Here is a 14,035-nt window from a genome sequence, read left to right on the forward strand (position 1 = left end):
GGTGGCGCGGCCTGAGATGGCAAGCTCGGCCGACAACGCGGCCCTCGATGACGCCGTCCGGGACGACGGCGACAGGCAGCGCCGGCACAGGCTGTTCGTCCTGTGGGGCCGCCTCGTCCTGCTGCTGGCCGTCGTCGGCATCTGGGAAGCGCTGGCATGGACGGGCCTGGTCCCCGCGGCCTTCATCGGACGACCCTCGAAGTTCCTGCCCCTCCTGGTCGAGGAGACGCTGAGCGGAAAGTTCCCCGTTGCCGCCGTCGACACGCTGTCGGCCACCCTGATGGCCTTCGTGCTGGGCGGAGTCCTGGCGCTCCTGACGGCGCTGGCGCTCGCGGTCTATCCGACGCTGAAGGAGCTGGTCGATCCCTATATCGACGCGTTGAACGCCTTGCCGCGCGTGGCGCTGGTGCCGCTGTTCATCGTGTGGTTCGGCCTGGGAACCTTGTCGAAGGTCGTTTCCGGCGTGTCGCTGATGTACTTCATCCTGCTCTACAACACGCTTGCCGGCGCCCAGTCGGTCGACCCCGATCACCTGCAACTCTCGCGCAGCCTCGGGCTGTCCAGGCGACAGGTCTTCCAGCGGATCGTCATCCCCACGGCAATCCCCTCGATCTTCGTCGGTCTCCGGCTCGGCCTGGTCTACACGCTGCTCGGCGTCGTCACGGCCGAGCTCATCGCCGGCGGCAAGGGCCTCGGCAGCCTGATCAGCTACTACTCGAACACGTTCGACGCCGATGGCGTCTTCGCCGTGCTGCTGGTCCTGGTCGTTCTCGCCGACGCGCTGTCGATGATCATGACCCGCATCGAACAATGGCTGACACGCTGGAACAGGTAGGGCCCCGATGACATCGTTGCCGAAGCAAGGGAAGTCGTGGAGCGAGCTCGATGGCGAGATGGATGCCGCCCGCGACGGCGACGTCGATTGGCGCCGCGGCCGGGTGGGAGTCTATATCCACTACGCCGGAGACGAGGTTCTCGACGTCGCCAAGAAGGCCTACCTGAAGTTCTTTTCGGAGAACGGCCTCGGCCCCCGGGCATTTCCCAGCCTGGCGCGGTTCGAGAGCGATGTCGTGGCGATGACGCTGCGCCTGCTGCATGGCGGCAGCGATGCGCGCGGCGCCATGACGACGGGGGGCACCGAAAGCATCTTCCTGGCCGTCAAGTCGGCGCGCGATTGGGCCCGCGTCGCGCGGCCGGCCGTCGAGCGGCCGCACATCGTGGTGCCGCAGACCGCTCATCCCGCCTTCAACAAGGCGGCGGATTGGCTGGGGATCGAGGTGCAGCGCGTTCCCGTCGGCGCCGACTTTCACGCCGACGCCGACGCCATGGCGGCGGCGATCGGGCCGCGCACCATCATGTTGGTGGGATCGGCGCCGGCCTTTCCGCACGGCGTCATGGACCCGATTGCCGATATCGCGGCGGTCGCGCTCAGGCACGATCTCTGGATGCATGTCGACGCCTGCGTCGGCGGCTTCATCGCGCCGTTCGCCAAGGCCTTGGGCGAGCCGATCGGCGATTTTGATTTTGCCGTGCCCGGCGTCGTGTCGATGTCCGCCGACCTGCACAAATACGGTTATGCGGCCAAGGGCGCCTCGACGGTGCTGTATCGCGACGCCGCGGCCTTCAAGTTCCAGGCCTATTCCTTTTCCGACTGGCCGCGCGGCGTCTATGCGACCCAGACCCTGGTCGGCACCCGGGCCGGCGGCGCGATCGCGGCGGCGTGGGCGGTGATGAATTTCCTGGGCGAGGACGGCTACCGCGCCATCACGCGGCGCCTTCTGGATACCCGCAGGGCGATTGGCGCGGGGGTCGAGAAACTCGGCCTGGAAATCTGGGGCAGGCCGGAACTCAGCATCCTGAGCTACGGCTCCGCCGCGATCGATATCGCGCAGGTGGCGGATCGTCTGTCGACGCGCGGTTGGTTCGTGGGACGCCTGGTCGAGCCGCCCGGCATCCATCTGATGCTGAACCTGACCCACGAGCCGATCGTCGAAGAATATCTCGGGGATCTCGACTGGGCGATGAACGAGGCTCGGGCAGGGCGCGCGCGCAAGGTCGAGCAGCCGGCCACCTACTGATCGCCAGCGCGCCCGGGACAGGAGGCCGACCGTGAACAGAGGCTCGAACGCAGATCCGGTCTTTCAGCGCGAACTGGGTCGCGAGTACCCGACCATCGACCGCGGCGAAGGCATCCATCTCTACGACACGGCAGGCAAGCGCTACATCGACGGCGCCGGCGGCGTGTTCGTCACCAATCTCGGTCACGGCAATCAACAGGTCATCGAGGCGCTGGTGGCGCAGGCCCGGCGGGTGAGCTTCGCCCATACCGGGACGTTCACCAGCCAGGCCGCCATCGACTTCGCTGCCAGGCTGCTGGCCTTCGCGCCGACGGGGTTTGCCAAGGTCTGGATGTCGACGTCCGGCTCGGCCGCCAACGAGACGGCCATCAAGCTGGCGCGGCAATACCATCTGCTGACCGGCAATCCCGAGAAGACGCGCGTCGTGGCGCGATGGAACAGCTATCACGGCAGCACGCTGGGCGCTCTGTCGCTCACTGGCCAGCCGCGGCGTCGCGAGCCGTTCGAGCCCTACCTGCTCGACTTTCCCCACATCGACCCACCCTATGGCTATCGCCGCCCGCCCGGCACGGATCAGGCGGCGTACCACCTCGCGTGCGCCGACCAGCTCGAGCAGATCATTCGCCGGATCGGCCCGCAGTACGTCTCGGCCTTCATCGTCGAGCCGGTGGCCGGCGGCCCGCTCGGCGCGCTGGTGTCGCCGGACGACTATTTCCGCCGGATCCGGGAGATCTGCGATCGCCACAACGTCCTGCTGATCGCCGACGAAGTCGTCTCGGGCATCGGCCGGACCGGCCGTAACTTCGGCGTCGACCATTCGGGCGTCGTGCCGGACCTGATCACGGTCGCCAAGGGAGTCGGCGGCGGTTATGTCCCGATCGGCGCCACCGTGGTCCGCCAGCGCGTCTACGACGCCTTCGAAGACGCCGGAAGCTCGTTCCGCCACGGCGAGACCTTCACCGGACACGCCCTGGTTTGCGCCGCGGGCCTCGCCACCCTGCTTGAGATCGAGCGCAATGGCTTCGTCGAGCGCGCGCGCGTGATGGGCGACTATCTCGGCAAGGCGCTGGACCGCTTGCCCGACTTGCCGATGGTCGGCGACGTCAGGGGAAGGGGCCTCTTGTGGGGCCTCGAGCTGGTCCGGGACAAGGCGACGAAGGTGCCGTTCGCCCGATCGCACCAGGTCGGCGAAAAAGTGGTGGCCAGGGCGGCGGCCGACGGCCTGCTGATGCTGTCGAATGCCGGCTGTGTCGACGGTGTCGAGGGCGACACGCTGGCGCTCGCGCCGCCCTTCGTGGTCACTGAATCCGATATCGACGAGATCGTCGGCATCCTTGCTTCGGCCATCCGGTCCGTCGCCAGCAACGAACTTCCCGGCCAGTAACTGGCGGGCAGGGCATTCGCATACGGGCGCTCTCTCATTTTCCTCCCCAAGCGTAGCTTGGGGAGGTGTCGCCGTCTTCGGCGACGGAGGGGTCATGAGCCCCAGTCCCGCTGCTCATGACCCCTCCGCCCCGTACGACGGGGCACCTCCCCAGCGAAGCTGGGGAGGAGAGGCGAAAGCCAGCGCCCGGGCGTCAGGCTCCCAGATCGGCGGCGACGGCGCGGCGCTGCTCGACGCTGACAGTGACGGCGACGCCGAACCAGGCCTCGAAGCCCATGCGGCCCTGGTGCAGCAGCATGCCAAGCCCGTCGATGCAGCGGTTGCCGCGCGCGCGGGCGGCGGCTAGCAGCCCGGTCTCGAGCGGCGTGTAGACGATGTCGTAGACGGCCGCCGCGTGCGGCAGGTGGGCGAGATCGAGGTCGAGCGGCGGCTTGCCGGCCATGCCGAGCGAGGTCGTGTTGACCAGCAGGGTGACGCCGTCGAGCGCGCGCGCCCGGTCGTCCCAGTGATCGACCACGATCTGCCGCCCGTCCCGGGGCGTGAAGGCGACGCCGAGATCGATCGCGGTGCTGCGCGTGCGGTTGATCAGGCGCAGCTCGGGGACGCCAGCATCCATCAGGCTGGCAACGATGGCGCGCGCCGCGCCGCCCGAGCCCAGGACGACCACCGGACCGGCCTCGGGACGCCACGACGGCGCGTTGTAGCGCAGCGCTTCCATGAAGCCGAAGCCGTCCGAGTTGCGACCCTGGAGCGTGCCGTCGGGCTGCTTGATCACGGTGTTGACTGCGCCAATGCGCGCCGCCGCCGGATCGATGAGATCCAAGAGCGGCATGATGTCGATCTTGTGCGGCAGGGTGAGGTTGCAGCCGCGCGCATTGGGCGTGCGGCGCAGGAAGGCAACGAGCTCCTCGAGGGCGGCGCGGTTGGGCTCGACCGGCAGGCGGCCGTAATGGCCGTCGATGCCGTGCTGCTTCAGCCAGAAGCCGTGCAGCGCCGGCGAGCGCGAATGGGCGATCGGCCAGCCGACGATGGCGGCGAACGGGCGGCCGCGGGCCTCGTCGAGAAGGGTCGTGTAGGCGCTCATGTCGGTTGCTCCAGGCCGATGCCGTGCTCGGCGAGAAAGGCGAGAAGCGGCAGCAAGGGCAGGCCGAGGATGGTGAAGTAGTCGCCCTCGATGCGGCTGAACAGATGGGCGCCCAGCCCCTCGAGCTGATAGGCGCCGACCGAGGCGCATACCGCCTCGCCGGCGCGCGCCAGGTAGGCATCGAGAAAAGCGTCGGTGAAGGATCGCATGGTGAGCCGTCCGTGATCGGCAGCCTGCCAGAGGCGGGCGCCATTCTGCACCACCACGACCGCGGAATGCAGCTCGTGCGTCTGGCCGCCGAGCTCGCTCAATTGCTGGCGCGCCGCGGCGAGCGTCGGCGGCTTGTCGAACAGCCGGCCGTTACAGGCGAGCGTCGAGTCAGCACCAATCACCAGGGCGCCGCTGTGTCGTGCCGAAACCCGGGTCGCCTTCATTTCAGCCAGCGTCGTGGCGATATCGCGCGGCTTCGCGCGTTCGCCGAGCAGGCTCAGCTTGACCTCGTCCTCGTCGACGCCCGACGGCTCGATCGTGAAGTCGAGCCCGGCATGGGCGAGGATCTGGCGCCGCGACTGGCTGGCCGAGGCGAGGATGAGCGGTGGCGGCATGATGATTCCTGTATCCCCGAGCGCAGCGCTCACTGCTCCTCCCCAGCTTCGCTGGGGAGGAGAATGAGCCATTACTGTATCGACAATTTCGTTCCAAGCCCTAGGCCGGTTCCAGGCGGAAGAGTCCGCCGTCGTCGCTGTGGGTGACGAGGTAGATCAGCCCATCGGGCCCCTGGCGCACGTCGCGGATGTAGGGAAGGCGGCCCTCGAGCAACCGCTCTTCGCTGCGGTAGCGTTCGCCGTCGAGCTCGATGCGGAACAGCGCATAGGCCGACAGCGCGCCGGTGAACAGCGAGCCCTTCCAGCCGGGGAAACGGTCGCCGGTATAGAAGGAGAGCCCGCAGGGCGAGATCGACGGCACCCAGGTGCGCAGCGCGTCCTCCATGCCGGGCAGGCTGCGGTTGTCGGTGATCTTGCTGCCGTCGTAGTTCACGCCCCAGGTGACGCGCGGCCAGCCGTAGTTGGCCCCGGCCTTCAGGATGTTGAGCTCGTCGCCGCCGCGCGGCCCGTGCTCGACTTCCCAGACCTTGCCGGTCTCGGGATGCAGCGCGAGGCCCTGCGGGTTGCGATTGCCCCAGGTGAAAATCTCCGGCCGCGCCCCCGCCCGCCCGACGAACGGGTTGTCGCTTGGTACCGAGCCGTCGTCGCGCAAACGGACGATCTTGCCGGCGAGGTCGGCGAGATCCTGCGCCTGGTTCATCTGGAATCGATCGCCGCAGGTCACGTAGAGCAGGCCGGCGCGATCGAACAGCAGGCGCGAGCCGAGATTGAGGCTGCCCGACCGGCGCGGCAGGGCCTCGAAGATCGGCGTCATGCCGTGCAAGCCGCCGGCGCCGAGCTCGGCGCGGCCGGCCGTCGTCACCGGGCCGCCCGGTCCATCGCTGATGTAGGACAGGTACAGGACCCGATTGCGGGCGAAGTCCGGATGCAGGCAGATGTCGAGCAGCCCGGCCTGGCCGCGGCCATGGACCTTGGGCAGGCCGGACAGCGCCGTCCGCTCCAGCCGCCCACTGGCGAACACGCGCAGCCGGCCTGGCCGCTCGGTGATCAACATGCGGCCGTCGGGCAGGAAGGCCATGCTCCAGGGTTGCTCCAGGTCGCGGCTGAGCGTGACCAAGCGGTAGTTCCCCTTGGCGCTTCGGATGATTTCCTGCGCCCGGACCACCGCAGGCGCGACCAGCGTGGTGCCGGCAGCGAGCACGAATCGGCGTCGATACATGGACTCTCCTGTCGATCTGGCGGTGGCGGACGTTTTCGCCGGCAGACGTTTTCGCCGGCAGACGTTTTCGCCGGCAGACTGGCGCACGTTGGCGTGGCGATTATACTCGACGCCGACCAGCAATCTCAAAATTGGGGGACACCCCTGTGACCGACCGCTATTTGCGAACCGGCATCTTTCACGCACCCTTCCATGCCCTGGACGAGAACCCCACCCTCGCCCTCGAGCGCGACATGGAGCTGCTCCAGCACCTCGACCGGCTGAACTATCATGAGGCCTGGATCGGCGAGCACCACTCCGGCGGCTTCGAGATCATCGCCAGCCCGGAGATGTTCATCGCCGCAGCGGCCGAGCGCACGCGCCATATCCGGCTCGGCACCGGCGTGGTGTCGCTGCCCTATCACAACCCGTTCATGCTGGCCTCGCGCATGCGCCAGCTCGATCACATGACGCGCGGGCGGGCCATGTTCGGCGTCGGCCCGGGCGCGCTGGTGCACGATGCCGCCAAGATCGGCGTCAAGCCGGCCGACCAGCGCAGCCGCATGAACGAATCGCTCGACGTCATCATGGAGCTGATGGCCGGCAAGTCGGTGACGCGCAAGACCGACTGGTTCGACCTTACCGCCGCGCAGCTTCAACTGCCGCCCTACAGCCAGCCTGGCATGGAGATGGCGGTAGCCTGCGCCCGCTCGCCGGTCGGCGCCGTCGCCTCGGGCCGTCACGGCATCGGCATGCTGTCGATCGGCGGCACGTCGGACGACGCCCTGCTGGCGCATGCCAACAACTGGAAGATCTACAGCGACCATGCCAAGCAGAACGGCCAGGTCGCCGACCGCAGCAAGTGGCGCATCGTCACCTTCGCCCACGTCGCGCCGACCGCTGCGCAGGCGCGCGAGGAGGTCAGGTTCGGTCTCGACCGCTTCACCAAGTACTTCACCGACGTTGCAACCTTCCCGATCCTGCCGCCCGGCATCACCGACCCGGCCGAATTCCTGACCAGGGAAGGCATCGCCTGCATCGGCACACCGGACGATTGCGTCAGGCACTTCGAGAGGCTGTGGAAGGGATCGGATGGCGGCTTCGGTGCCGTGCTGCTGCTCGCCCACAATTGGGCCGACTGGCCGGCGACGCAGCGTTCGTACGAGCTGATGGCGCGCTTCGTCCATCCGCACTTCCAGCGCGGCGCCAACGACCTGCGCCGGCTGAGCTACGACACCGCCACCGGAAATCGCGGCACCTACTCGGTGCAGTCGCAGGCGGCCGTCGAGAGCGAGATCAAGAAGTACCAGGACGCCCAGGCGCAGAAGGCGGCCGAGTAGCGCGAAGCAAGTCACCACGAAAAGGGGAGAGCTCACATGTCCAAATCGATCCTGATGCATGAGAATGGCGGCCCGGAGAAGATGGTCCTCGAGGACGTCGAGGTCGGCAAGCCGGGTCCGGGCCAGGTCAAGGTCAGGCACACCGCGATCGGCCTCAACTTCATCGATGTCTACACCCGCTCCGGCCTCTACCAGACGCCGCTGCCCAATGCGGTGGGCCGCGAGGCTGCCGGCGTGATCGTCGAGGTCGGGCCCCGGGTGCGCGGCTTCAAGAAGGGCGATCGCGTCGCCTATTGCGGCGTGCTGGGCGCGTATTGCCAGGAACGCCTGATGGGAACCGAGCAGCTCGTGAAGGTGCCAAAGGGCGTGAGCGACGAGCAGGCCGCGGCGATCATGCTGAAGGGCATGACCACGGAATACCTCGTCGATCATTGCGCCAAGCCGTGGCTCAAGAAGGGCGACATCGTGCTGTTCCATGCCGCCGCCGGCGGCGTCGGCCTGCTGTTCGGCCAGTGGGCCAAGGCGCGCGGCTACAAGTGCATCGGCACGGTGTCGTCGCCCGAGAAGGCCAAGCTCGCCAAGAAGAACGGCTACAAGTGGGTGATCGACTACACCAAGGAGGATGTCGTCGCCAAGGTGAAGGAGATCACCAAGGGCAAGGGCGTGCCGGTGGTGTTCGACGGCGTCGGCAAGGATACCTGGAACGCCTCGCTCGACTGCCTGCGTCCACGCGGCCTGTTGTGCTCGTTCGGCAACGCGTCGGGTGCGGTGGCGCCGCAGCCGCCCGGCATCCTCAACACCAAGGGCTCGCTCTACCTGACGCGGCCCAGCCTCGGCGCCTATACGGCCACGCGCAAGGACCTCGAAGCGTCGGCGGCGTCGCTGTTCAGGATGGTGAAGAGCGGCAAGGTGAAGATCGCCATCGACCAGCGCTACCCGCTGGCCGAGGCGGCGCAATCGCACATCGACCTCGAAGGGCGCAAAACCACCGGGCAGACCGTTCTCGTGCCCTGATGGCCGAGGAGGAAGGCCGACAGGACGAGGTCAGCGAGGTCCAGCGGACCGGCTGGCTGACCCGTCTCGGTCGCTCGTTCGGAGGGGTCCTTGTTGGATTCCTGCTGATAGCCGGTTCCGGCATGCTGCTGTTCTGGAACGAGGGCCGCGCCATCGAGACCGCGCAGTCCCTGACGGAAGGCGCTGCCGTCGTGGTCGAGGTCGAGGCAGCCAAGCTGGATCCGGCCAACGACGGCAGGCTGGTCTACGTGGCCGGGCCGATCTCGGTCGCGAGCGCGATCAGCGACGTCGATTTCGGCGTCCGCAGCAATGGCCTGCGGCTGGTGCGCAAGGTCGAGATGTACCAGTGGACCGAGGAGCAGCACACCGAGACGCACCGCAAGCTGGGTGGCGCCGAGGAAAGGGTCACGACCTGGCGCTACACCCGCAAGTGGGCAGACCACGCCGTCGACTCGTCCAAGTTCCACGAGCGCACCGGGCATGCCAACCCGGCGATGCCCTATCAGGAACGCAACCTGCTGGCCGCCAAGCCCAGGATCGGCGCCTATGGCTTGCCGGACAGCATGGTGACTGGCTTCGGCATTGCGCAGCCTCTGCCGTTTCCCGACGATCGGGCGGCGGCGTTGGAGCGGCGGCTGCGCAAGCCGGTGCGCGTCGTCGATGGCGTGCTCTACATCGGCGGCGATCCGTCCAAACCGGCCGTCGGCGATCTGCGCATCGCCTTCGCCGAAGTGCCAACGCAGGAGGCGAGCGTGGTTGCCCGCCAGTCGCCGATCGGCCTCGGTCCCTACCAGACCCATGCCGGTGGCACGGTCGAGCTGATCATGCCGGGCCGCGTGCCCTCGGCCGACATGTTCAAGTCGGCCCAGCAGGAGAACGAGACCTTGACGTGGTTGCTCCGCGGCGCCGGCTGCGTGCTGATGTTCTTCGGCTTCTGCCTGATCCTGGGGCCGCTCGGCGTGCTGGGCGATCTCATTCCCATCATCGGCGACGTCGTCCGCGCCGGCGCCGGGCTGGTCGGGTTCCTGTTCACCGTCGTGATGGCCCCGCTGATCATCGCCGTCGCCTGGTTGTGGTATCGGCCGATCGTCGCGATCGGCGTCGTGGTCGTGGGCGCCCTCTGCGCCTGGGGTGCGATCTGGGTGGCGCGCCTGCACAAGGCGGACCAGCAGCTGGCCCGGCGGGCATGAGGCCGCAATGATGATCGTCGGCCTGACCGGCTCCATCGGCATGGGTAAATCGACCGCGGCCAGAATGCTGCGACAGATGGGCGTGCCCGTCTATGACGCCGACGCCAACGTGCATGCCGTGCAGGCGCCGGGCGGCGCGGCGCTGCCGGCGATCGAGGCGGCGTTTCCTGGCGTGGTGAAGGATGGTGTGCTCGATCGCCAGGCGCTGGGCGCGCGGGTGTTCGGTAACAGGGAGGCGCTGCGCCGGCTCGAGGCGATCGTCCATCCGCTGGTCGGCCAGCGCCAGCGCGCCTTCCTCAAGCGGGCGGCCTTGCGGCGGGAGAAGCTGGTCGTGCTCGACATCCCGTTGCTGTTCGAGGGCCTGGGTGATCGCCGGGTCGACGCCACGCTGGTGGTGAGCGCGCCGGGTTTCCTGCAGCGTCGGCGCGTGATGGCCCGGCCGGGCATGACCGAGCAGCGCCTCGACGGCATCCTGCGCCAGCAGGTTCCCGATGCCATCAAGCGGCGCAAGGCGAGCGTCGTCATCCCGACCGGCCTCGGCCTTGCGCCGACGCGCCGTGCGCTCGGCGAGGCCATCGCGGCGCTCGAGCGGGGCCACGGCCGCTTCTGGCCGCCCAACCCGTGGCGGGAGAAATTCACAGCCCGGCTCGCGCGGGAGCGGCGCAAGTAGGCTACAAGTCGGGCATGCGTGAGATCGTTCTCGACACCGAGACCACCGGCCTCGATCCGCTTTCCGGCCATCGCGTGGTCGAGCTGGGCTGCCTCGAGCTGCTCAACACCGTGGCCACCGGGAAGACGTTCCACACCTACTTCAATCCGCAAATGATCATGCCGTCGGAGGCGCAGGAAATTCACGGCCTCACCGACGAGTTCCTGGCCGACAAGCCGCTGTTCGCCGACCGGGTCGAGGCGTTCCTGGCGTTCATCGGCGAGGATCAGCTGGTCATCCACAACGCCCAGTTCGACATCGGCTTCCTCAATGCCGAGCTGGAGCGCGTCGGCCGGGCGAAGCTGGTCAATTCCTACGTCGACACGGTGTCGATGGCGCGCCGGAAGTTCCCCGGCCAGCGCGTCAGCCTGGATGCGCTGTGCGAACGCTTCGGGGTCGACAATTCGAACCGCAGCAAGCACGGCGCGCTGCTCGACTCGGAGCTGCTGGCCGAGGTCTATCTCGAGCTGAGCGGCGGCCGGCAGCGCGATCTCGGCTTCGGCGTCGGCTTGGCTGCTGCCGCGCGCGGTGTCGTGTCTGGCCCACGTCCGGTCCGTCCACCGCGGCCGCATGCGCCGAGCGCCGAGGAGCTCGCTGCCCATCTCGCTTTCCTGAAGCAGATCACCGATCCGCTGTGGCTGAGGGCGTGATTTCATTTCCCTCCCTCGATGACGGGGGAGGGAAAGAGTCACGTGGCGCCACCCGCCTGAGCTTGGCACCGTCGACTCCGCAGGGAAGGATTGAACTCATGCTCTTGCGGACCGCGAGCGAGGCACTCTCGGTCCGCAAGAGCATGAATAAGAGCGTTGTCAGGCGTGGCCGATCTGGCCTTCGCCGGGTCCCGGCGTCTTGCCGGCGTTGGCTTCGAGCTGCTGGCGATAGAGCGCCACGAAATCGACCGGGGCGATGTTGAGCGGCGGGAAACCGGCCTCGCGCGTGGCGTTGGCGACGACGGCGCGGGCGAACGGGAACAGGAGCCGCGGCGTCTCGATGAACAGCAGCGGGCCGTAGGCTTCCTGCGGCACCTCGCCCAGCGTCACCGTGCCGGCATAGACCAGCTCGAGCATGAACAGCGGTTCGTCCTTCGGGGTCTTGGCGCTGGCTTCGATGGTGAGAAATACCTCGAAGGTCTTGGCGTCGAACTGGCGGTTGCCGACCTGCACGTTGAGCGTCAGCTGCGGCTGGGTCTGCTCGATCAGGCTCTGCGGCGCGCGCGGATTCTCGAAGCTGAGATCCTTGATGTATTGGCCGTGCATGATGAGCGGCGCGGTGGGAGCCTGGGGGTTGCCGGGAGGCGGAGTGGGCGGCGGTGTGGTCGACATGTCGGACTTTCGCTGTTGCGAGGGGCGGGAATCTCGGCGGCGGGCGGTACCATGCAGGGCTGCACTGCACAAGGCGCGGGCTGGTGCGGACCCGCGTCAATTGCAAAATCCCGCCGTCAAGACGATGATGCCGGCACTGAATTTGCACCGTTCTGCAAGGATATGGATCGATCTGCTCTTCGGCCCCCGGTTCTTCGGCCAATCGTGGGAATTACCGCGTGCTTCAAGGAAAACGGCCGCGGCGGCTGGCATCACACCGTCGGCGACCGGTACATCCAGGCGGCCGTCCGCGCCGTCGGCGCCCTGCCCGTCCTGATCCCGGCGATCGGCCCCGAGTTCGACGAGGAAGCGGCGATGACCGCGGCGCTCGATCGCCTGCTCGACGGCCTCGACGGCGTCCTGCTGACCGGCAGCCCTTCCAACGTCGAGCCGCATCACTACGGCGGCGAGCAGAGCCGGTCAGGCACCGCGCACGATCCGGCGCGCGATGCCACGACCCTGCCGCTGATCCGTCATTCGATCGACCGGGCAGTGCCACTGATGGCGATCTGCCGTGGCCTGCAGGAGGTGAACGTTGCCCTCGACGGCACGCTTCACCAGCTCGTCCACGAGGTGCCGGGCCGGCGCGACCATCGTTCGCCCAAGGCTGGGTCCGTCGACGCCAACTATGTGTCGGCTCATGCCATCGACATCGTCGAGGGCGGCCTGCTGCACGCCTTGGTGGGCGAGCGCCGCGTCATGGTGAACTCGCTGCACGCCCAGGGGGTCGATCGGCTGGCGCCGCGCGCCCGGCTGGAGGCGGTCGCCGACGACGGACAGGTCGAGGCGTTCAGTGTTCCCGACGCACCCGCCTTTGCGCTTGCCCTGCAATGGCATCCCGAGCATCGCGCGCTCGAGAACCCGGTCTCGATGAAACTGTTCGACGCTTTTGCCGCCGCCTGCCGGGCGCGCGCGGCCTCGCGGCTGCGGCCGGCACTGCGCGTCGCCGCCGAGTAGGCTAATCTCGCGGGATGGCCACGCCCGCGACCCTGAACAACGCCCGCCGCGATTTCTACGAGCGCATCGGCAGCCTGTCGATGGCGCCGCTGTGGGAGTCGCTGCACCAGCTGGTGCCGACGCAACCGGCCCCGAAATACCAGCCGGCGTGCTGGAGCTATGATGCGGTGCGCCCCTTCCTGATGGAATCGGGTACGCTGATCACCGCCAAGGAAGCTGTGCGACGCGTCCTGATCCTGGAGAACCCGGCGATGCCGGGCTCGGCCTGCATCACGCCCACGCTCTATGCCGGCCTGCAGCTCATCCTGCCGGGCGAGGTGGCGCCCAGCCATCGTCACACCCAGTCGGCGCTGCGTTTCATCGTCGAGGGCGAGGGCGCCTACACCGCGGTCGACGGCGAGCGCACGATCATGCGCGAGGGCGACTTCGTCATCACGCCGACCTGGACGTGGCACGACCACGGCAACGACTCGAGCAAGCCCATGGTGTGGCTCGACGGGCTCGATATCCCGCTGGTGGCGATGTTCAACGCCGGCTTCGCCGAGAACGGCGAGAGCGACGAGCAGGCCGTCACCTCACCCGAGGGCACGTCGGATGCGAGGTATGCCAGCGGCCTCCTGCCGGTCGACTGGAAGCCGTCGCGCCAGACCTCGCCGATCTTCAACTATCCCTACCCGCGCACGCGCGAAGCGTTGCAGCGCCTGGCCAAGGCAGGCCCGCCCGACGCCTGTCACGGCTACAAGCTGCGCTACGTCAATCCGGCCAATGGCGGCGCGCCGATCGCCACCATGGGCACCTTCATGCAGCTCCTGCCCAGGGGCTTTTCGTCGGCGCCGTACCGCTGTACCGACGGCACGGTGTTCTCGGTCGTCGAAGGGCAGGGTGAAAGCCGGATCGGCGACAAGACCTTCCGCTGGAAGAAGCGCGATCATTTCGTCGTCCCGAGCTGGGCCACCGTCGTGCACCAGGCGACCGACGAGTCGGTGCTGTTCTCCTTCTCCGACCGGCCGGTCCAGGAGCGCCTCGACCTGTGGCGCGAGGATCGCGGCGGCCGCTGAGGCGTCCTCATGCTCTTGCGGACCGCGAGCGAGACGCTCGCGGTCCGGAAGAGCATG

The 14,035-nt window shown here is 68.0% G+C and carries 14 protein-coding genes; 10 read left to right on the forward strand and 4 right to left on the reverse strand.

The genetic code is table 11. The annotated features are described in order from the left end of the window. The first annotated feature begins 1 nt into the window (after position 1). From ACILR9_RS29100 to ACILR9_RS29110, 3 genes are read left to right on the forward strand one after another with little or no spacing between them, the layout of a single operon-like run. Positions 2 to 835 (forward strand): ABC transporter permease, encoded by an 834-nt coding sequence (locus ACILR9_RS29100; protein ID WP_395713477.1) that lies wholly within the window; start codon positions 2 to 4, stop codon positions 833 to 835. Between the two features lie 7 nt (positions 836 to 842). Then, on the forward strand, positions 843 to 2,078 hold the full coding sequence (locus ACILR9_RS29105; RefSeq protein WP_395713478.1) for a pyridoxal phosphate-dependent decarboxylase family protein: 1,236 nt from the start codon (positions 843 to 845) through the stop codon (positions 2,076 to 2,078). Positions 2,079 to 2,109: 31 nt separating this feature from the next. After that, a complete protein-coding gene (locus ACILR9_RS29110; RefSeq protein WP_395713479.1) occupies positions 2,110 to 3,462 on the forward strand; it encodes an aspartate aminotransferase family protein in 1,353 nt (450 codons plus the stop codon). Positions 3,463 to 3,655: 193 nt separating this feature from the next. Here ACILR9_RS29110 and ACILR9_RS29115 read toward each other — a convergent pair whose 3' ends face one another. From ACILR9_RS29115 to ACILR9_RS29125, 3 genes are all read right to left on the reverse strand, one after another. Further along, positions 3,656 to 4,546: a shikimate dehydrogenase gene (locus ACILR9_RS29115; protein ID WP_395713480.1), complete on the reverse strand. Its 891-nt coding sequence runs from the start codon at positions 4,544 to 4,546 to the stop codon at positions 3,656 to 3,658. Further along, complete coding sequence (locus ACILR9_RS29120; protein WP_395713481.1) at positions 4,543 to 5,151, reverse strand: Maf family protein; 609 nt, start codon at positions 5,149 to 5,151, stop codon at positions 4,543 to 4,545. The genes ACILR9_RS29115 and ACILR9_RS29120 overlap by 4 nt, the downstream gene beginning before the upstream one ends. Before the next feature lie 100 nt (positions 5,152 to 5,251). After that, a complete protein-coding gene (locus tag ACILR9_RS29125; RefSeq protein ID WP_395713482.1) occupies positions 5,252 to 6,370 on the reverse strand; it encodes a PQQ-dependent sugar dehydrogenase in 1,119 nt (372 codons plus the stop codon). A gap of 146 nt (positions 6,371 to 6,516) precedes the next feature. On the opposite strand from ACILR9_RS29125, the gene ACILR9_RS29130 reads away from it, so the two are divergent. The 5 genes from ACILR9_RS29130 to dnaQ are packed head-to-tail and all read left to right on the forward strand — an operon-like array spanning position 6,517 to position 11,252. Next, positions 6,517 to 7,689 (forward strand): LLM class flavin-dependent oxidoreductase, encoded by a 1,173-nt coding sequence (locus tag ACILR9_RS29130; RefSeq protein ID WP_395713483.1) that lies wholly within the window; start codon positions 6,517 to 6,519, stop codon positions 7,687 to 7,689. A 36-nt stretch (positions 7,690 to 7,725) separates the two neighbouring features. Continuing rightward, on the forward strand, positions 7,726 to 8,703 hold the full coding sequence (locus tag ACILR9_RS29135) for a quinone oxidoreductase family protein (protein WP_395713484.1): 978 nt from the start codon (positions 7,726 to 7,728) through the stop codon (positions 8,701 to 8,703). After that, positions 8,703 to 9,893, forward strand: coding sequence for a TMEM43 family protein (locus ACILR9_RS29140; RefSeq protein ID WP_395713485.1), 1,191 nt, complete (start codon positions 8,703 to 8,705; stop codon positions 9,891 to 9,893). Before ACILR9_RS29135 ends, ACILR9_RS29140 begins: the two co-directional genes overlap by 1 nt. 7 nt (positions 9,894 to 9,900) lie before the next feature. Next, positions 9,901 to 10,563, forward strand: coding sequence for a dephospho-CoA kinase (gene coaE, locus ACILR9_RS29145; RefSeq protein ID WP_395713486.1), 663 nt, complete (start codon positions 9,901 to 9,903; stop codon positions 10,561 to 10,563). Positions 10,564 to 10,577: 14 nt separating this feature from the next. Further along, complete coding sequence (gene dnaQ / locus ACILR9_RS29150) at positions 10,578 to 11,252, forward strand: DNA polymerase III subunit epsilon (RefSeq protein ID WP_395713487.1); 675 nt, start codon at positions 10,578 to 10,580, stop codon at positions 11,250 to 11,252. Positions 11,253 to 11,411: 159 nt separating this feature from the next. On the opposite strand, the gene secB is transcribed toward dnaQ, so the two are convergent. Further along, complete coding sequence (secB, locus tag ACILR9_RS29155; RefSeq protein WP_395713488.1) at positions 11,412 to 11,924, reverse strand: protein-export chaperone SecB; 513 nt, start codon at positions 11,922 to 11,924, stop codon at positions 11,412 to 11,414. Between the two features lie 204 nt (positions 11,925 to 12,128). Here secB and ACILR9_RS29160 point away from each other — a divergent pair, with 204 nt between their 5' ends. Both ACILR9_RS29160 and gtdA read left to right on the forward strand, forming a co-directional pair. Beyond that, positions 12,129 to 12,920, forward strand: coding sequence for a gamma-glutamyl-gamma-aminobutyrate hydrolase family protein (locus ACILR9_RS29160; RefSeq protein ID WP_395713489.1), 792 nt, complete (start codon positions 12,129 to 12,131; stop codon positions 12,918 to 12,920). 14 nt (positions 12,921 to 12,934) lie between these two features. Continuing rightward, on the forward strand, positions 12,935 to 13,978 hold the full coding sequence (gene gtdA, locus ACILR9_RS29165; RefSeq protein ID WP_395713490.1) for a gentisate 1,2-dioxygenase: 1,044 nt from the start codon (positions 12,935 to 12,937) through the stop codon (positions 13,976 to 13,978). Positions 13,979 to 14,035: the final 57 nt, after the last annotated feature.

Origin of the sequence: Reyranella sp. (assembly GCF_044224635.1) — a bacterium.
Classification (GTDB): Bacteria; Pseudomonadota; Alphaproteobacteria; order Reyranellales; family Reyranellaceae; genus Reyranella.

What these genes read in the sequence shown, in the direction of transcription:
- ACILR9_RS29105 (WP_395713478.1), top strand. Translation starts at nt 843, where the DNA reads ATGACATCGTTGCCGAAGCAAGGGAAGTCGTGGAGCGAGCTCGATGGC.
- ACILR9_RS29115 (WP_395713480.1), bottom strand. Translation starts at nt 4,546, where the DNA reads ATGAGCGCCTACACGACCCTTCTCGACGAGGCCCGCGGCCGCCCGTTC.
- ACILR9_RS29120 (WP_395713481.1), bottom strand. Translation starts at nt 5,151, where the DNA reads ATGCCGCCACCGCTCATCCTCGCCTCGGCCAGCCAGTCGCGGCGCCAG.
- ACILR9_RS29125 (WP_395713482.1), bottom strand. Translation starts at nt 6,370, where the DNA reads ATGTATCGACGCCGATTCGTGCTCGCTGCCGGCACCACGCTGGTCGCG.
- ACILR9_RS29135 (WP_395713484.1), top strand. Translation starts at nt 7,726, where the DNA reads ATGTCCAAATCGATCCTGATGCATGAGAATGGCGGCCCGGAGAAGATG.
- ACILR9_RS29140 (WP_395713485.1), top strand. Translation starts at nt 8,703, where the DNA reads ATGGCCGAGGAGGAAGGCCGACAGGACGAGGTCAGCGAGGTCCAGCGG.
- coaE (WP_395713486.1), top strand. Translation starts at nt 9,901, where the DNA reads ATGATGATCGTCGGCCTGACCGGCTCCATCGGCATGGGTAAATCGACC.
- dnaQ (WP_395713487.1), top strand. Translation starts at nt 10,578, where the DNA reads ATGCGTGAGATCGTTCTCGACACCGAGACCACCGGCCTCGATCCGCTT.
- secB (WP_395713488.1), bottom strand. Translation starts at nt 11,924, where the DNA reads ATGTCGACCACACCGCCGCCCACTCCGCCTCCCGGCAACCCCCAGGCT.
- gtdA (WP_395713490.1), top strand. Translation starts at nt 12,935, where the DNA reads ATGGCCACGCCCGCGACCCTGAACAACGCCCGCCGCGATTTCTACGAG.